Raw genomic sequence first — 17,022 nt, forward strand, 5'->3', positions numbered from 1 at the left:
CTCTACATATAAATATTTACAAAAGCGTTCCTGTCTTGATAGTATCAACAGGTTGAAGCTCATAATCTACACAAGCTGTACAAGCATTAATAAGGGAGGGCATGCATATGAATCTCAAAGACAAAACACTCTGGCAAAGAAATGCTGCTGCGATCGGCGGCATGGTTTTATTTGCCGCCGGAATCAACTTCTTTATCGTCCCCGCCAGTCTGTATAACGGCGGTGTCCTTGGTATCAGCCAGATCATACGAACCTTACTGATCCAAGTATTTCCATCGCTTGCATCAGGAACCGATATCGCAGGTATTATCAACTTTATCTTAAATATACCTTTATTTATCATGGCATATATCTCAATCGGCAAAAGTTTCTTCAGCCGGACACTGGTCTGCCTGATCAGCCAGACGATATTCCTAAGTATATTTCCAATTCCGGCTACACCTCTGGTCAATGACAGCCTGACTGCCAGCATCATGGGTGGACTTCTCGCCGGTACAGGCATCGGTATCTCCTTACGCTCCGGCGGCTCCAGTGGCGGCATGGATATCGTCGGTATGTTCTTTACCAAGAAATACAAAAATTTCAGCGTGGGAAAGGTATCTTTGACAGTCAATGCTGTTGTCTACGGCATCTGTGCAATCCTTTTTGGTATCCCGACAGCCGTATACAGCATTATCTATTCCGCTGTCAGTACTCTGATGACTGACAAAGCACATACGCAGAATATCAATACCGAAGTCGTGATCTATACAAAAGAAGAACCGGAAGCCATCCTTGATTACATCGTAAACGAATTTCACCGGGATGCAACCTGGTGGGAGGCGCGTGGTGGTTATACCGAAGAAACAACTTATATGATCGTTACGATCCTTTCCAAATATGAATGTGTTCATCTCCGCCGCGGACTGAAAAACATCGATGAACACGCCTTTGTTGTCGTAAAAGAAGGTATGCATATTGGCGGAAAATACGAAAAGCATTTATAAAACCTGCATAAAACCTGTAATTTTCAGCATTTTTTTGCATATATAAATTGCATTTTTCAAAACACAATGGTATATTTATTCAGAAAAGAATGAAAGGAAGTAATGAAAATGAAACTTAAAAAATTTTTAGCAATTACTATGTCTGCAGCCCTGGCTATGACTGCATTAACAGCATGCGGAAGCAAAACTGACGACAGCAAATCTTCTGATAAGAAGACTGCTAAGGTTATCGAGATCGACCTCACAGATGAGGAATACGCTTTCGGCGTTGACAAAACACAGCCTGACTTATTAAAGGAGGTTAATACATTTATCGCAGATATGAATTCAGATGGCACATTTGAAGAGATCTGCAACCACTACTTCGGTGATGGCGAGCCTGTTGCTGTTGAATCAGCTACATTAGACTCAAGCAAGGATCAGTTAGTTGTAGCAACAAACGCTGCATTCGAACCATTTGAGTATACAAAGGGTGAGAACTACTACGGAATCGATATGGAGATCGCTAAAGCACTTGCTGACAAGCTCGGTAAGGAGCTGGTTATCCAGAACATGGATTTCGATGCTGTATGTCTCTCCGTTGGTCAGCAGAAATGTGATATCGCTATGGCCGGTCTTACAATCAAGCCGGATCGTGAAGAATATGTAGCTTTCTCAGATTCTTACTACAAGGCTTCCCAGAAGCTGATCGTTCCATCAGACAACACAGAATTTGACGAATGTAAGACTGCCGATGATGTAAATGCAATCCTTAACGCTAAGGATTCAAGCAGTAAGATCGGTTTCCAGACAGGTACAACCGGACAATTCTACTGCGAAGGTGATGATGACTGGGGATTCGCTGGTCTTAAGATGACATCTACCGGTTATAAGAACGGTTCACTTGCAGTTCAGGATCTGTTAAATGGTAACTTAAATTATGTTATCATTGATTCTGCTCCTGCTGCTGCCATTACAAAATCATTAAATGCTATGCAGTAAAAATATGCTATAAGAATCACGCGTTTCTCGCGTGAAGAAAATATATGGTAACAGGTAATTGTAAATTGCTAAAACAGTTCTGCTGATTCAGTGTATCTATATTTTACAATTACCTGTTATCTGATAGATATTGAAAGGATATTTCATGGGAGACATTTCAAGTAAAATACAAAAGTTCATAGAAATATTCATTGATAACAGAGGATATGTAAAGGTTGTTGAAGGTCTGAAGAATACCGTTATCATCGCCATAACCGGTCTGATCATCGGTATTTTGATCGGAACCATCATTGCAACTGTCCGCGTCATTCCAAAATATAAACGGCTGCCACGAGTTTTAGATGCAATCTGCAGCGTCTATGTCGGATTCTTCCGTGGAACTCCTATGGTCGTGCAGTTACTGCTGTTTTACTATGTTCTGCTCCCTATCGTAGGAGGTCATATGAGCGGTGTACAGGTGTCAATGCTTGTATTCGGTCTAAACAGTGGGGCTTATATTTCCGAAATCATGCGAAGCGGTATCCTTTCTGTTGATCCCGGACAGATGGAGGGTGGTCGTGCCATGGGACTTAGTTTTGCAACTACCATGCGCAAGATCGTGATCCCGCAGGCAGTCAAAAATATTCTACCTACTCTGGGAAATGAATTTATATCTTTGATCAAGGAAACATCTGTTGTAAGCTTTGTTGGTGCTACTGACTTATATGTAGCATTTAACTATATTGGTAGTAACAGCTACGAATTCATGATCCCATATCTGGTTATGGCACTGATCTACATTGTGATGGTGCTTCTGATCAGCCTTGGTATCAAACTTATGGAAAGGAGCCTGAGAAAGAGTGATAGACGTCATTAATCTTGAAAAACACTTTGGTGACAATGAGGTTTTACGAGGCATCAATGTCACGATCGATAAAGGCGATATAATGGTTGTAATCGGTCCATCAGGTTCTGGTAAGAGTACATTTCTTCGCTGTTTAAACTGTATGGAAGACCCTACCGGCGGTCAGATCATCTTCAATGGTGTCGATATTGCAGACCCAAAGGTTGATATCAACATCCACCGTCGTCATATGGGAATGGTATTCCAGCATTTTAATCTGTATAACAACAAAACCGTTATTCAGAATATCATGCTTGCTCCTGTACTGGTGCGTTGTCAGGATCTAAAAAAAGCAAAGCGTCATAATCGTATGCTTCCGCTTACGAACCTGTTCCGCAAGGAAAAGCAGGAGAAGATCAATATCACAACCACAAAGGCTCAGATCGTTGCCGAAGCAAGAGCAAAGGCTGAGGAGCTTTTGAAACGGATCGGCCTGGAAGATAAAGCAGATGTATATCCTTCTACTTTATCCGGTGGTCAGAAACAGCGAGTTGCCATTATCCGTGCACTTGCTATGAATCCGGATGTGATTTTATTCGATGAACCGACTTCTGCTCTTGATCCTGAAATGGTTGGAGAAGTTCTCGACCTGATGAAGGATCTTGCAAAAGAAGGAATGACCATGATCGTGGTTACTCATGAGATGGGCTTCGCCAAGGAGGTTGCCAATAAAGTCCTCTTCATCGATGAGGGGCAGATTCTTGAAACCGGAACGCCGGAAGAATTCTTTGGCAATCCGAAGAATCCTCGACTAAAGGATTTCCTTTCGAAAGTATTATAGACTGTGCTCAAAAAATGGAAGAGGGTATTTATCTATTATTACGTAAGACGTTTTCACTCTACCTTCGACGCAGTGGTACATAAGGCTGCAAAATACGCAGCCTAAGTACCAGCGCTCAGGCAGGCTTACTTCATAATAGTAATACCCTCTTCCATTTTTGTTTCCACTTCTCAATAGTAAATACATTTCATTATCGCCAAGGGCCGACGTGAATAACTGAGACCTTAGCGAGGCTTCCACCGAGGTTAGTTCGAAGTTACACAGCGTGAATAACTAAAAACTTTAAAACAGCTACTATTTATGTCGTCTGACATATGACAGTAGCTGTTTTTCGTTTATTTTTTTAATGCTTCCTCCAGGGTATGCCAACCAAGGACTGCGCATTTTACACGGGCAGGCATATGGGAAATGTCTTTTAAGGCGGAAGCTTCTTCGAGTTCGTCGATTTCTTCATCGGTCGCTTCGCCCTGTATCATCTTTAAGAAAAGTTTCCCAAGCTTCAATGCTTCTTCCTCGGTCTTGCCAACAATCATGCCGAGCATGATATCTGCGGACGCCTGTGAGATTGCACAGCCGTCTCCGACAAATGCTCCGTCTTCGATAATTCCGTTTTCTACTTTTAATTTCAACCAGATATCATCCCCACAGTTCGGGTTTACACCTTCCAGTACAATGTTCGCATCCGGAAGATCATGCTTGAATTCCGGTCGGATATTGTGCTCCGTCAGGATCTCATTATAAAAACTTCTATTCTCCATATCCCATTCTCCTTCTGACATTTGCAACACTCTCTACAAATGCATCGACTTCTTCTATCGTATTGTAGAACATAAAGCTGGCTCTTGTTGTATTATACACCTTCAGATAAGTAAGCAACGGCTGTGCACAATGGTGTCCGGCACGAACATTGATACCATCTGATGCCATGATCTCACTGACATCATGTGGGTGTACATTGTCGATCGTAAATGCCACAATACCGGTATGGTTTGCAGGATCTTCTGAGCCGATCACATGAACATGTGGAATCTTTGCAAGTCCTTCCATCGCATGTCGGGTCAGTTCCAGTTCTCTCTGCTCGATTGTCTCAAATCCAATCTTATTAATATATGAAATTGCGGCTGCAAGTCCGGCTGCACCGGCTGCATTTACAGTTCCTGCCTCGAACTTATGCGGAAGCTCAGCCCATACCGCTCCTTCTGTCGTTACGGACTGGATCATCTCGCCACCTGTCATAAATGGCGGCATCTCTTCCAGTAATGCTTCTTTTCCATATAACACGCCGATACCCATCGGTCCCATCAGCTTATGACCGGAAAATGCAAGAAAATCCGCATCCAGATCTTTGACATCGATCGGCATATGCGGTGCGCTCTGTGCCGCATCTACTACAATAACCGCGCCGACCGCATGTGCAAGCTTTGAAATCTTCTTGATCGGATTCACACAACCGAGGACATTGGATACCTGTCCGATCGCTACAAGCTTTGTCTTCTCATTGATTCCTGCTGCAAGTGTCTCATCTGTCAAAGTACCGTCCTTCTCACAGTTCAGATACCGGACCGTTGCACCTGTCATTCTCGCTGCCATCTGCCATGGGAGAATGTTGCTATGATGCTCCATGATGCTGACTGCGATCTCATCTCCTGCTTTCAAATGACTGCATGCATAGCTGTATGCAACAAGGTTCAGACTCTCTGTTGTATTTCTTGTAAAGATGATTTCTTTTTCAGAATCTGCATGAATAAAATCACGCACAACTTTTCTGGCATCTTCATATGCTTCTGTTGCTGCAAGGCTCAGCGGATAGAAACCACGAAGCGGATTTGCATTGCTTTCTTCATAAAAACGCTTCTCTGCTTCAATTACAACTGCCGGCTTCTGTGCTGTAGCCGCATTGTCTATATAAATGGTTTTATTTGTCTGTAATAACGGAAAATCCTCTTTATAATTCTTCTCTATCATCTGCCATTACCTCCGCAAGCTGTGCTTCTACCAGCTTCTGTGTCTGCTCGTCTCCTATGTGGCGATATAACATCTCGAATTTGCCGCGTGTCATGATATCCTCCGCAGTCTCCTTGTCGATGCCTCTTGATTCAAAATAAAATAATGTCTCCTCATCCAGTTCGCCGATCGTTGCACCGTGAGAACCTTCTACATCCTCCTCTGCACAGAGAATGATCGGGATCGTCTTATTGATCACATCATCACCAAGCAGGAGTACATTTTCTGTCTCTGCACCTGTGGATTCGGATGCGCCGTTCTTGAAATCGATCGTTCCACGAAATACTTTCTCTGCTGCATCCTTTAAAGTTCCGTCCACCTGAATCTCACAATTTGTCTTCTTACCGAAATGATTTATGATCAGGTTCACATCGATCTTCTGCGTCTTCTGTCCAAGGTAGCCGATCTCGACCTGTGTATCTGCTCCTGTACCCTTAAGATCTGTACGGATTCCGTTATAGAGATCACCTTTTCCGATAAAGATCTGAAGGATATCGAACTTTGCATTTTCATCGCAGACACAACCGATATCGTTTAACAGGGTCTGTTCTTCATCCTGCATAAATACCTGTACCAGACGGACACGGCTGTCTTTCTTTGCCTGTATCATCGTACGATATGCCAGTGAACCTGCCTGCGCACTTTTCTTTGTAAATGTCTCAATTATGGTTGTATTCGTACCTTCTTCTGCCGTCAGATAACATGCACCTGCCGCAGATGCTGCTGTCGTTCCATCAACAGCCAGACGGATCGTTGCCTTTGCGTCTTTGTCCGAAGCAGTCAGAACTGTTTTTTCTGTCTGCGCATCTGCAAAGATCGAATCTGCCTCTCTTCCTGCTCCACTCTCAACTGTGGCAAATTCTGCCACATCCCCGGATATCAGGCTGTTTGTCTCTTTATCCTCAAATGCTTCCTCTACCGTCACCTTACATGGTGCTATATCAGGATTCCATGAAACCTTTGTATCATTCATATGAAGCCAGTACCATGTTTTGGATGGAAGTTTATTAATATTGATCGTATTCTTGTCCATTGCTCATTTCCTCCTAACCTATACTGCCCTTCATTTCCAGACGGATCAGATTGTTCATTTCCAAAGCATATTCCAGCGGAAGCTCCTTTGATACGTTGTCCGCAAATCCGCTGACGATACAAGCTCTGGCATCTTCCTCACTCATACCACGGGACATCAGATAGAATACCGCATCATCACTGATACTGCCGATCTGTGCCTCATGTCCTACATTTGCCTTTCTGGTACGAATATCCATCGCCGGGATCGTATCAGATCTTGAGATAGAATCCAGCATCAGCGACTGACAGGATACTGCTGCCTTGGCATTCTCTGCTTCCTTTGCTACTACAACGGAAGAACGGAAAGTACTGATACCTCCATCCTTTGAAATAGATCTTGTATTAATGTAGGAACTGGTATCCGGTGCACTGTGAACGACCTTTGCTCCGGTATCCAGATTCTGTCCTTTTCCAGCAAACGTGATACCGGTAAATTCCATCTTCGCGCCCTTTCCTTTCAGGATACTCATCGGATATAGGTAGGATACATGGGATCCGAAGGAACCGGAAATCCATTCGATCGTTCCGCCTTCTTCTACAACTGCACGTTTTGTATTCAGGTTATACATATTCTTTGACCAGTTCTCGATCGTCGAATAACGAAGCTTCGCATTCTTACCGACAAATAATTCCACGCATCCGGCATGGAGATTTGCCACGTTATATTTTGGTGCAGAACAGCCTTCAATGAAATGAAGATCCGCGCCCTCATCCACGATAATAAGGGTATGTTCAAACTGTCCGGCTCCCGGTGCATTCAGACGGAAATAAGACTGCAACGGAATCTCTACGGATACACCCTTTGGTACATATACAAAGGAGCCGCCTGACCATACCGCACCATGAAGAGCTGCGAACTTGTGGTCATTGGGACGAACCAGCTTCATAAAATGCTTTCTTACCATATCTGCATATTCGCCATTTAATGCACTCTCCATATCGGTATATACAACACCCTTTTCAGCTACCTCCTGACGGACATTGTGGTATACCAGCTCGGAATCATACTGTGCTCCGACACCTGCAAGAGATTTTCTCTCTGCTTGTGGGATGCCCAGTCGTTCAAATGTATTTTTGATATCTTCCGGCACATCAGACCATTTTGCTTTCATATTTGTATTTGGTCTGACATAGGTTACGATGTTGTCCATATTCAGACCTTCAATCGATGGTCCCCAGTCCGGCACTTCCATATTATTATAGATCTGCAGGGATTCCAGACGGAAGGTCTGCATCCATGCCGGATCATGTTTCTCTTTCGAAAGCTGCTCAACGATCTCAGGCGTCAGTCCTGCCTTGATCTTATAAGCATCTTTTTCATCATCTTTGAAGTCATATATATTTCTGTCTATGTCTTCTACATATGTTTTTTCTTTCATATCTATCGGATGCTCCTTTCAAAGACTACTGATTCTGCTCTGTCTTCTCATATTTTGCAAATCCATTCCGGTTGATCTCCTCTACCAGAGATGCATCACCGGTCTGTATGATCTTACCTTCTACCATAACATGTGTATGATCAACAGATAAGGACTCCAGAATCTTCGTGCTATGGGTAATGATCAGAAGACTGCCCTTGCAATTCTTCTGGTATTCTTCGATACCGGCAGATACTGTTCTTACAGCATCAACGTCCAGACCGGAATCTGTCTCATCAAGGATTGCAAGTGAAGGCTTCAGCATCAGGAGCTGTAAGATCTCTGCCTTCTTTTTCTCACCACCGGAAAATCCGACATTCAGATCACGCTCTGCATAGGATGGATCCATCTGAAGGATCTCCATTGTACGCTCCAGCTCTTTCTTGAAATCATATAAACGCTGTCTTTTTCCTGTCTTCTGCTCCAATGCATTTCTGATAAATGAACTTAAAGTCACACCCGGAACCTCAAGTGGATTCTGGAAGGACAGGAAGATTCCTGCTTTCGCACGCTCATTGACAGGAGCCTCTGTAATATTTTTACCCTGAAACCAGATCTCTCCGCTCTTTATGGTATATCTTGGATTTCCCATGAGTGCATAGCCGAGTGTTGATTTACCTGTTCCGTTTGGCCCCATGAGAACGTGCGTCTCACCTTTTCCGATTGACAGATCTACACCGTGAAGGATCTGCTTCTCCTCTACATCTACATATAAATTCTTTACATTTAATAACTGTTTCTCTGACATATTCGTGCCTCCTGTATATTCATCTATTCTTTCACTGTTTGTCCGGCTTTTCCTGCCACATCGGCAAGTGTCATATTATCAAAATAATTATTGATCAGATCGGCAAGTCCTTGCCAGATCGGTAATGTATAACATAATTCCGACCGGTCACACGGTACCGAATCATCCTTCAGGCAGGATACCGGTGCAAGGGTTCCTTCGGTCAGTTTGAGGATCTCTCCCACACTGTATTCCTCCGGTTCTCTGGTCAGACGATAGCCACCTCCATGTCCGCTTGCCGCTTCGATCAGATGTGCTTTTGACAGCATCCGGGTGATACTTTCCAGATATTTCTGTGACAGCTCTTCGTGTTGTGATATTTCTTTTAGTGGTATAAAACTGCCATCATGATTTACCGCCAGATAAACCATAACGCGTAATGCATACCGTCCTTTTGACGAGATGACCATAGTATTTCTCCCTCTTTCCAAATTATGCTACAAAGATAATATTCCTATTCACCTACCATGTCAATAGGTGAATAATATTTTTGTTGCTTTTTCGACTGTAAACCTTTAAACTGGAACAGTATGGCACGTATAGATAATTGCGTAAGCATTAGTTACTAATATGCATAAATCTGAATTATGCAATCATCTATATAATAAAGAAATAGATAGGGTTAGTTTATGAGTAATAAAAATACGAAAAGTTTTGGAAGCAGATGGGGATTCATTCTGGCTTCTGTTGGTTCTGCCGTTGGTATGGCAAATGTCTGGGGATTTCCAAATAAATTGGGAAGTAATGGTGGCGGCGCATTTCTGCTGATCTACCTGCTTTTTATCTTTATATTCAGCTATGTGGCACTTCCGACCGAATTTGCGATCGGACGAAGAGCCGGAACAGGAACACTTGGTGCTTATAAATATGCATGGGAAACAAGAGGTAAAAAAGCCGGTACTGCAGGTGGACTGCTCGGCTGGCTTCCACTTGCAGGCTCCTTATGTATCGCGATCGGTTATGCGATCATCGTTTCGTATATTTTAAAAGCCTTCCTTGATTCTCTGATCGGAACTTTAATGCATGAAGATACAGCAGTCTGGTTTGATTCATTTTCATCCAAACCGTTCTCTGTGATCCCGCTTCACATTATCGTGGTAGCCGGAACGCTTCTGACTCTGTTCTTCGGTGCACATAGTATAGAAAAGACAAATAAGATCATGATGCCGTTATTCTTCATCATTTTTCTGATCCTTGCAGTCCGTGTTGCTATGCTTCCGGGCGCAGCAGAAGGATATAAGTTCATGTTCACACCGGACTGGTCAAAGCTTGCTGATCCTATGATCTGGATCTGGGCAATGGGACAGGCATTCTTCTCCCTGTCAGTTACGGGGAGCGGCATGATCGTCTATGGCGCTTATCTGTCAAAGGATGAAGATGTTGTCGGAGTTGCCAGACATACTGCGATCTTTGATACGATCGCTGCCGTTGTCGCAGCACTGGTCATTATCCCGGCATGTTTCTCTTATGGCGTTGATGTCGGAGCAGGTCCAAGCCTTCTCTTTGTTACCCTGCCAACCATCTTACAGAATATTCCGCTCGGACGGTTATTTGCAATTATCCTGTATATAGCAATGATCTTCGCCGGTGTAAGCTCTCTTCAGAATATGTTTGAGGCGGTTGCTGAATCACTCTTACACCAGTTTCCGAAGCTCAGCCGTACCGCAGTCCTGATCATCATCGGCGTGTTATGCCTTGGCTGTGGCATCGGTATGGAAATGATCTCCAAATGGGGACCTTGGATGGATATTGTTTCTATCTACATCATCCCGATCGGCGCAACCATCGGTGCTGTCTCATGGTTCTATGTCATGAAGAAGGATGAACTGCTCGAAGCTGTTAACTGCGGCAGCAAAAAGAATCGTGGCACACTCTGGTATTCCATCGGACGCTACCTCTATGTACCACTTGCGATCGTACTATGTGCGGTTGCCTTGTTTAAACATATATCGTTTTAAAAAACAAAACGGCGGGGAATTTCCCCGCCTGTTCTTTTGATTGGATCTGGGCCTTTCGACCAGCCCAGAAATGCGACTTGCCACACTTATATGGTATGGCGATATCATAAAAATGTATCCTATTCAAATAAAATAAATAACTTATTTCTACTAAAACCTAATTTTCACTTTCACACCGTCACCTGCGTTTTTCATCTCACAGGTAAATCCATGACGATCCATGATGGTTTTGACGATGGATAAGCCAAGCCCGGTTCCTTTGTGTCCATGTCTGCTGTTATCCCCTTTGACAAATGGATTCCAGATACTCTTTAAAACATCTTCCGGAATCGGCTTGCTTGTATTCTGAATGGAAAGGCTCTCATTGCTCATCTGAACTGTGATCTTTCCATCCTTTGTAACATACTTAACCGCATTATCCATCATATTCATAACTGCCTGATACATCAGAGTCTCGTCTGCATCGATCTGGCAGCTTCCCTGAATGTCAAGCCTGATATTTTTAGTTTTAATTGTTTCCGCATATACCTCTGCTGCCGTATTTATGATGCTTCCAATATCAACTTTAGTCTTATGAAGCTCTGTATTTACATCCTCTGCCTTTGCCATATCAAGGATGGATGCAACCTGTTCATTCATTGCCTTTACTTCATTTAATATCCCTTCCATATAATACTGGTTCTTCTCAGGATTCTTTCCTGATTTCAGATTCTCGGCATACAGAGAAATAACGGCAAGCGGGCTTTTGAGATCATGCGCCATCGCATTTGAAGTTGTTCGTCTGTACTGCTCCATATCATACGCTGATTTATAAGATCTGTACATTATATATGCGATCACAAGTGAGATCAATGCACTTCCAAGCACTACTCCAAGCCATGTGTAAATGATCATATGTCCCATCAATGACTTTGCAATATTATAATGATAATCTATGACCGCAAAAGCAGTATTATCATTGTTGATAGGAAATGCATAGACTGTATGTGTGCCGTATGCACATTTTTCTATATCTTCCACATATTCCCAATTGGAATTATTCTGATAATCATTCACGATATCATCCGTACCTGTATACCGATCAACCTTTAACGATGTTGGTATACAGCCAACGACTCCATGCGGAATGGTAAATTCCGAACTCTGATCCAGCTTCACATAACCATCCGGTATCTCTGATACCGTTCTTTCCTGTTCCTCCCCATCTGCAAAACAGGTATAGGAAGCCGGATAAAACTGCATTCCTGACACATAGACCTCATTCATTTTATCGAATGAAAAATCCGCAGACATATCCTTCATTTCAGGAACAGCAGTTCCAAATATATCATTATCACAATACAACATATATTTGTTCTCAGATGTATCATTGATCTGAAGAAATACCTTATCCTTCTGATCCGTGATCTCGGTCAGATTACCGGCATCGTCCTTCTGATACAGATGAATAAATCCCTGCATACTGACCACCTCGCTGTCATTTAACACAGCCATTGCCAGATTATTCAAATATATCATATTTCCAATATAATGATTATACGGTGTCTGGAACTCGTACTCTGCGTCTTTCTGTTCTTCAAGCTCCGTCTGATAAATATCCCAGTATTTCACGCCTGCCTGACGGATCGTCTTTTCTGCTGCCTGCACATTGCTCGATATATTATTCTGAAATGTCAGGTTTAAAAATGCTGTAATGATACCCCCAAGTATCGATGTTACAATAATAAACGGAATAAAAATCTTTAAAAAGAAGGAATAAAACTTCTTCTTTTTTCCATAATATTTCTTTTCTTTTTTCTTCATATAATAGTCCACCTCTCTGATCTGATTACTCCATCCGATATCCTTTTGCAAATACAGTCTTTACCAGTTTACCGCTGTCACCAAGTGCTTTGCGAAGCTTCTTTACATGGTTGTCAACCACACGGTCACCACCATCGTAATCATACCCCCATAACCGGACAAGCATATCATCCCTTGTCACGATCATGCCCTTATGCTCCATCAGGTATTTGAGCATCGCATATTCTTTTGGTGCAAGCCGGACCTCTTCTCCTGCTGCCTCAACAAGCAGTCTGTCCGGATACATCTTGATGTCTCCCACCTGGATCACCTGATTCTTCGTCCACAAGCCTTTCGACCTACGCAAAAATGACTGGATCTTCGCCTGAAGCTCTGCCATGGAAAATGGTTTCACAACGTAATCATCACAACCGAGATCGTACCCATAAAGCCGGTCTTCTTCTCTGCCTCTGGCGGTCAGAAAAATGATCGGAACGTAACTCTTTGCCCGGATGGCTCTGCATATCTCAAATCCATCTGCCCCCGGCAGCATCACATCTAAAAGTGCCAGATCATATTCATGTTCGTACACCAGAGCAAGTGCCTCGTCTCCGTCCGCCGCCCAGGTAAATGTGATCTCACTCTCTTTCATGTAATCCATGATGCCCTCTGCAATTCCTGCTTCATCTTCTACCAGTAAAATGTTGTAACTCATAGCGCTCCCCATTTCCAGAATTCATTTTTTAATCTCTCGATATCTTAGATTCTGAACCTATCATACATGGCAATTATATCCTATTTGTATCCTGTTGTACACAAATGTAAGTTTTCAAAACGAAAAGAACGTCCTTCTGCCTGGTATCAATGCCCATTATATAACTCGTTACGATTTCTGTTTGTTGCACATAACTTATTCGTAAATACTCCTGTGCTAACTCGCCTGCGGCTGAGCGGAGCACTTAGTGAAGACGAGCGTTAACACGAAGTCTGAGGTTAGTGCGTGCCATGTAAGTACACTTAGTGAAAACAAGCATTAGCGTAGTTTGAGCTTAGTGTAGCTTACTCTGATCTGGTTATGTGCACCGCACAACGAAATCTCACTGATGTTATATTAATGAACATTGATACCAGGCAGAAGGACGTTCTTTTTATTTTTTCTTCTTATTATTTTGCTACTACAAATTCTGTTTCATCCAGATCTTCGGAAGCTAAGATATCAAGCAAACGAAACGCTGGTCCGGTTGGGTGTGTTCTGCCACACTCCCATGCCTCTACTGTTTTCTTCGAAACACCCATATAAGATGCAAAAACTCCCTGTGTCATTCCTGCCCGCATCCTGATCTCACGAATTTCTGTATTTGAATATTCTTTCACTGGCATTATCATATATGTTTTTACGCGAGCTTTTCCCTGTCCTTTTTCATACTCTATTGCTTCTTCCAATCCCTGTTTTAAATCATCAAATAATGAACCCATAGAAATCATCTCCTATTCTTTGCCGTTTCCTCTTTCAAAGATTTTACCAACTTCTTAAGTACATTTTTTTCTTCATTTGTCAGATTTTCCTGACTTTTCTTTTCAAATGCAGTTATTAGATAGGTAACTTCATATTCTGCAAAATCCGTATAACATACACGAACACTACCACTCTTTCCTCTATTTTCTAATGGGAACCGTACCTTACGTATTCCACCAGTTCCTTCCATTACCGGTCCTGATTCTGGATTTTTTAATAGCATAATTTGCAATGCTCGTAACTCATCTTCCCCAAGCCCTATTTCTTTCCACCGTTTTGTAAATAATGGTATTTCAATAAATGTTCTTATCATTCGCTAATTCATCCCTCCTTTTTTCTAAATAGTATACCCTATTTTGTAGGGTGTCAATCTTTTTATTTAATCTGTTTTGTCTAATATCCTATTTTACACGATCACAAATTATTCAAAATAAAAGGAGCATCCCTTTACCGAATATATATCCAGTAAAGAGATGCTCTATTATTTTATAAAATCTCATCCAAATAGTCTAATAGCTCCGGTAATGTCTTTCTTCCAAATGCTACATGTTCATCGTTCACAACAAGGCATGGTACGCTCATAACCTTATAGCGTTTCTGATAAGATGGATATAGCATCACATCGTAAATCTCTGCTGTAACCTGTGGATTTTCTGCGGCTATTTTCTGTGCTGCGATGACAAGATCGGGGCACATGGAACAGGCAAGTGTTACAAGAATCTTGATATGAAGCGGCTTTTTGATCGCATGAATACGCTCCATAATCGGTGCATCCACTTCTTGTCCCGGTCCGGCAGCATTATACAATCCAATCACAAAAGAAGTGAATTCATGTCCACCCGGTACACCATGGAAGCCAAGCCCGGTATCACTTCCGTCTTCTCCCAAAATCCTGACAAATGGTCGTTCGTTTGCCGGAACAGAATCCCCGTCTGCCCCTTCCTCTGCTACGATTACACTGAGCTTTTCGGTTCGTCTGCTCATAGCTTCCATATATTGTTTTAGCTGCACTGACTCCTGCTTCTGATTCAGATATAATTTCAGGATCAGCGGATGCGCCATGCGGTCAAAGACCTCATCTAACTGCTTTTCCGTCTCTTCATCAAAGAACTCGTCCGACAATGAATCTTCTGCTTCCGGCTGTTTCTGTTGTCCCGTTTTATGCATTTCATATCCGGTATTTTCAGCGACCACAGGCTGCATTCCTTCACGCTTTTTCTCCTGTGTAACATTCTTCTCCTTTGATTGTTTATTTTCCCGCAAATTCCGTGATGGCTTTGCTCCATTCTTTTTCTGCATGGCTGCCACATACCGTTCAAGCTCTGTCGCTGCAACTGCACCATCACCGACTGCCGTCACTACCTGACGAAGATTTTTCTGGCAGACATCGCCAGCCGCATAAACACCCGATATACTGGTCTGTCTGGAAGCATCCGTAATTACATATCCCTTTTCATCAATCTCTGCTTTTCCCTGTAGCAACGAAGTCTCCGGCTCGTATCCGGCAAATACGAAAATACCAAACGTATCTCCTTTTGGCGCATGATATACACTTTCTTCTCCTGTTTTCACATTTTTATACACCAGTGTTGTCAGGACATCTTCACCCTCCGCGCGGACGATCTCAGTACTGGTAAGCACCGTAATTTTTTCATTTGCTCTGGCTTTATCCGCCGATGACTTAGGGCAGGAAAAATCTTCGCCCCGGATCAATATCGTCACATGGCTGGCATACTTGGTAAGGAATACACTTTCCTCCGCAGCAGCATAACCGCCACCCACAACAAATATTTCCTTGCCGGTGAAGAACTCTCCATCACAAGTTGCGCAATAAGCTACGCCCCGTCCTTTAAACCGTTTCTCCCCCTCAAATCCGATCATTCTCGGATGTGCTCCGGTTGCGAGCAGAATTCCATAACAGGAAAAGTCGCCCTTATTTGTATGCACGATTTTATATTCTCCATCTACATCCAGCTTTTCAACCTCTGCCATCAGGAATTCTGCACCAAAATTCTTTGCCTGTCTGTACATAGCAGCGGTCAGGGATTTTCCATCTGTTTTCTCTATTCCCGGATAGTTCACCACCTCTTCTGTGATCGTGATCTGTCCACCAATCTTCTCTTTCTCGACAACAAGCACCCGGTAACAGGCTCTCGCCAGATAAATAGCTGCTGTAAGCCCCGCCGGTCCCGCGCCTGCAATCATCACATCATACATATTTTCATTCTTCATTCTTACAATCTCCCTACAAGATCCAGACTTGGACGCAGTGTAGCTTCTCCCGGCTGCCATTTGGCAGGGCAGACCTCGTCTCCATGCTCCGCAACAAACTGGCATGCCTGCAATTTACGAAACAGTTCATCTGCATTTCGCCCGACATTGCCTGCACTGACTTCATAGGAAACAATTCGCCCTTCCGGGTTGATGATGAAGCTGCCACGTTCAGCCATCCCATCTGATTCGATCATCACTTCAAAATCTTCACATAATTCATGATTTGGATCTGCCAACATCGGAAACGTGATCTTTCCAATCTTTTCCGATGTATCATGCCATGCCTTATGCACAAAATGCGTATCTGTTGATATGGAATAAACCTCACAGCCGGCAGCTTTAAAATCCTTATATTTATCCTGCAGATCTGACAGCTCCGTCGGGCAGACAAATGTAAAATCTGCGGGATAGAAGAAAAATACACTCCATCCGCCTAATATGTCGTCCCTGGTTACCGTTTTAAATTCACCATTTTGATATGCATGCACAAAAAAATCGCTTACTTCTCTGTTAATCATCGACATTGTTTAATCTCCTTTATCAAACATTATTTCTGATTAATATTACCTGTAAGCGAT

17 protein-coding genes are annotated in these 17,022 nt (G+C 42.9%); 5 read left to right on the forward strand and 12 right to left on the reverse strand.

Going from position 1 to position 17,022, the window contains the following annotated elements; all coding sequences use genetic code 11:
• Positions 1 to 107: 107 nt before the first annotated feature.
• The 4 genes from DWY07_RS03340 (at position 108) to DWY07_RS03355 (ending at position 3,631) form a co-directional block, all read left to right on the forward strand.
• On the forward strand, positions 108 to 986 hold the full coding sequence (locus DWY07_RS03340) for a YitT family protein (RefSeq protein WP_044944542.1): 879 nt from the start codon (positions 108 to 110) through the stop codon (positions 984 to 986).
• Between the two features lie 108 nt (positions 987 to 1,094).
• Positions 1,095 to 1,967: a transporter substrate-binding domain-containing protein gene (locus DWY07_RS03345; protein ID WP_044944546.1), complete on the forward strand. Its 873-nt coding sequence runs from the start codon at positions 1,095 to 1,097 to the stop codon at positions 1,965 to 1,967.
• Positions 1,968 to 2,112: 145 nt separating this feature from the next.
• Entirely contained in the window at positions 2,113 to 2,823 is a 711-nt protein-coding gene (locus DWY07_RS03350) for an amino acid ABC transporter permease (protein ID WP_117785562.1), read from the forward strand.
• Positions 2,807 to 3,631, forward strand: coding sequence for an amino acid ABC transporter ATP-binding protein (locus tag DWY07_RS03355; protein WP_117808308.1), 825 nt, complete (start codon positions 2,807 to 2,809; stop codon positions 3,629 to 3,631). The genes DWY07_RS03350 and DWY07_RS03355 overlap by 17 nt, the downstream gene beginning before the upstream one ends.
• Positions 3,632 to 3,966: 335 nt before the next feature.
• Here DWY07_RS03355 and sufU read toward each other — a convergent pair whose 3' ends face one another.
• The 6 genes from sufU to DWY07_RS03385 are packed head-to-tail and all read right to left on the reverse strand — an operon-like array spanning position 3,967 to position 9,324.
• A complete protein-coding gene (gene sufU, locus DWY07_RS03360) occupies positions 3,967 to 4,389 on the reverse strand; it encodes a Fe-S cluster assembly sulfur transfer protein SufU (RefSeq protein ID WP_008399947.1) in 423 nt (140 codons plus the stop codon).
• Positions 4,379 to 5,596 (reverse strand): SufS family cysteine desulfurase, encoded by a 1,218-nt coding sequence (locus tag DWY07_RS03365; RefSeq protein WP_117822198.1) that lies wholly within the window; start codon positions 5,594 to 5,596, stop codon positions 4,379 to 4,381. Before DWY07_RS03365 ends, sufU begins: the two co-directional genes overlap by 11 nt.
• On the reverse strand, positions 5,577 to 6,668 hold the full coding sequence (locus DWY07_RS03370; RefSeq protein WP_117822199.1) for a SufD family Fe-S cluster assembly protein: 1,092 nt from the start codon (positions 6,666 to 6,668) through the stop codon (positions 5,577 to 5,579). Before DWY07_RS03370 ends, DWY07_RS03365 begins: the two co-directional genes overlap by 20 nt.
• Positions 6,669 to 6,681: 13 nt before the next feature.
• Complete coding sequence (gene sufB / locus DWY07_RS03375; RefSeq protein WP_117822200.1) at positions 6,682 to 8,088, reverse strand: Fe-S cluster assembly protein SufB; 1,407 nt, start codon at positions 8,086 to 8,088, stop codon at positions 6,682 to 6,684.
• Positions 8,089 to 8,113: 25 nt separating this feature from the next.
• The gene (sufC, locus tag DWY07_RS03380; RefSeq protein ID WP_008399954.1) at positions 8,114 to 8,875 is read right to left on the reverse strand and encodes a Fe-S cluster assembly ATPase SufC; all 762 of its coding nucleotides are present in this window, start codon (positions 8,873 to 8,875) and stop codon (positions 8,114 to 8,116) included.
• A gap of 23 nt (positions 8,876 to 8,898) precedes the next feature.
• Positions 8,899 to 9,324 carry an Rrf2 family transcriptional regulator gene (locus DWY07_RS03385; RefSeq protein WP_021943695.1) on the reverse strand — a complete coding sequence of 142 codons (426 nt, stop codon included), beginning with the start codon at positions 9,322 to 9,324 and terminating at the stop codon, positions 8,899 to 8,901.
• A 219-nt stretch (positions 9,325 to 9,543) separates the two neighbouring features.
• On the opposite strand from DWY07_RS03385, the gene DWY07_RS03390 reads away from it, so the two are divergent.
• Complete coding sequence (locus tag DWY07_RS03390; protein WP_117822201.1) at positions 9,544 to 10,872, forward strand: sodium-dependent transporter; 1,329 nt, start codon at positions 9,544 to 9,546, stop codon at positions 10,870 to 10,872.
• A gap of 150 nt (positions 10,873 to 11,022) precedes the next feature.
• Here DWY07_RS03390 and DWY07_RS03395 read toward each other — a convergent pair whose 3' ends face one another.
• From DWY07_RS03395 to ahpC, 6 genes are all read right to left on the reverse strand, one after another.
• Positions 11,023 to 12,675 carry a HAMP domain-containing sensor histidine kinase gene (locus DWY07_RS03395; RefSeq protein WP_117822202.1) on the reverse strand — a complete coding sequence of 551 codons (1,653 nt, stop codon included), beginning with the start codon at positions 12,673 to 12,675 and terminating at the stop codon, positions 11,023 to 11,025.
• Between the two features lie 25 nt (positions 12,676 to 12,700).
• Positions 12,701 to 13,369, reverse strand: a complete 669-nt coding sequence (locus DWY07_RS03400) for a response regulator transcription factor (RefSeq protein ID WP_021944813.1) — start codon at positions 13,367 to 13,369, stop codon at positions 12,701 to 12,703.
• A 449-nt stretch (positions 13,370 to 13,818) separates the two neighbouring features.
• Positions 13,819 to 14,130 carry a helix-turn-helix domain-containing protein gene (locus DWY07_RS03405; RefSeq protein WP_021944812.1) on the reverse strand — a complete coding sequence of 104 codons (312 nt, stop codon included), beginning with the start codon at positions 14,128 to 14,130 and terminating at the stop codon, positions 13,819 to 13,821.
• 5 nt (positions 14,131 to 14,135) lie between these two features.
• Positions 14,136 to 14,483 (reverse strand): type II toxin-antitoxin system RelE/ParE family toxin, encoded by a 348-nt coding sequence (locus tag DWY07_RS03410; RefSeq protein WP_008399964.1) that lies wholly within the window; start codon positions 14,481 to 14,483, stop codon positions 14,136 to 14,138.
• 173 nt (positions 14,484 to 14,656) lie between these two features.
• Positions 14,657 to 16,402: an FAD-dependent oxidoreductase gene (locus DWY07_RS03415; RefSeq protein ID WP_117822203.1), complete on the reverse strand. Its 1,746-nt coding sequence runs from the start codon at positions 16,400 to 16,402 to the stop codon at positions 14,657 to 14,659.
• 2 nt (positions 16,403 to 16,404) lie between these two features.
• A complete protein-coding gene (gene ahpC, locus DWY07_RS03420; protein WP_117785555.1) occupies positions 16,405 to 16,968 on the reverse strand; it encodes an alkyl hydroperoxide reductase subunit C in 564 nt (187 codons plus the stop codon).
• Positions 16,969 to 17,022 lie beyond the last annotated feature (54 nt).

Origin of the sequence: Clostridium sp. AF23-6LB (assembly GCF_003461085.1) — a bacterium.
Classification (GTDB): domain Bacteria; phylum Bacillota; class Clostridia; order Lachnospirales; family Lachnospiraceae; genus Coprococcus; species Coprococcus ammoniilyticus.

What these genes read in the sequence shown, in the direction of transcription:
- DWY07_RS03340 (WP_044944542.1), top strand. Translation starts at nt 108, where the DNA reads ATGAATCTCAAAGACAAAACACTCTGGCAAAGAAATGCTGCTGCGATC.
- DWY07_RS03345 (WP_044944546.1), top strand. Translation starts at nt 1,095, where the DNA reads ATGAAACTTAAAAAATTTTTAGCAATTACTATGTCTGCAGCCCTGGCT.
- DWY07_RS03350 (WP_117785562.1), top strand. Translation starts at nt 2,113, where the DNA reads ATGGGAGACATTTCAAGTAAAATACAAAAGTTCATAGAAATATTCATT.
- sufU (WP_008399947.1), bottom strand. Translation starts at nt 4,389, where the DNA reads ATGGAGAATAGAAGTTTTTATAATGAGATCCTGACGGAGCACAATATC.
- DWY07_RS03365 (WP_117822198.1), bottom strand. Translation starts at nt 5,596, where the DNA reads ATGATAGAGAAGAATTATAAAGAGGATTTTCCGTTATTACAGACAAAT.
- DWY07_RS03370 (WP_117822199.1), bottom strand. Translation starts at nt 6,668, where the DNA reads ATGGACAAGAATACGATCAATATTAATAAACTTCCATCCAAAACATGG.
- sufB (WP_117822200.1), bottom strand. Translation starts at nt 8,088, where the DNA reads ATGAAAGAAAAAACATATGTAGAAGACATAGACAGAAATATATATGAC.
- sufC (WP_008399954.1), bottom strand. Translation starts at nt 8,875, where the DNA reads ATGTCAGAGAAACAGTTATTAAATGTAAAGAATTTATATGTAGATGTA.
- DWY07_RS03385 (WP_021943695.1), bottom strand. Translation starts at nt 9,324, where the DNA reads ATGGTCATCTCGTCAAAAGGACGGTATGCATTACGCGTTATGGTTTAT.
- DWY07_RS03390 (WP_117822201.1), top strand. Translation starts at nt 9,544, where the DNA reads ATGAGTAATAAAAATACGAAAAGTTTTGGAAGCAGATGGGGATTCATT.
- DWY07_RS03395 (WP_117822202.1), bottom strand. Translation starts at nt 12,675, where the DNA reads ATGAAGAAAAAAGAAAAGAAATATTATGGAAAAAAGAAGAAGTTTTAT.
- DWY07_RS03400 (WP_021944813.1), bottom strand. Translation starts at nt 13,369, where the DNA reads ATGAGTTACAACATTTTACTGGTAGAAGATGAAGCAGGAATTGCAGAG.
- DWY07_RS03405 (WP_021944812.1), bottom strand. Translation starts at nt 14,130, where the DNA reads ATGGGTTCATTATTTGATGATTTAAAACAGGGATTGGAAGAAGCAATA.
- DWY07_RS03410 (WP_008399964.1), bottom strand. Translation starts at nt 14,483, where the DNA reads ATGATAAGAACATTTATTGAAATACCATTATTTACAAAACGGTGGAAA.
- DWY07_RS03415 (WP_117822203.1), bottom strand. Translation starts at nt 16,402, where the DNA reads ATGAAGAATGAAAATATGTATGATGTGATGATTGCAGGCGCGGGACCG.
- ahpC (WP_117785555.1), bottom strand. Translation starts at nt 16,968, where the DNA reads ATGTCGATGATTAACAGAGAAGTAAGCGATTTTTTTGTGCATGCATAT.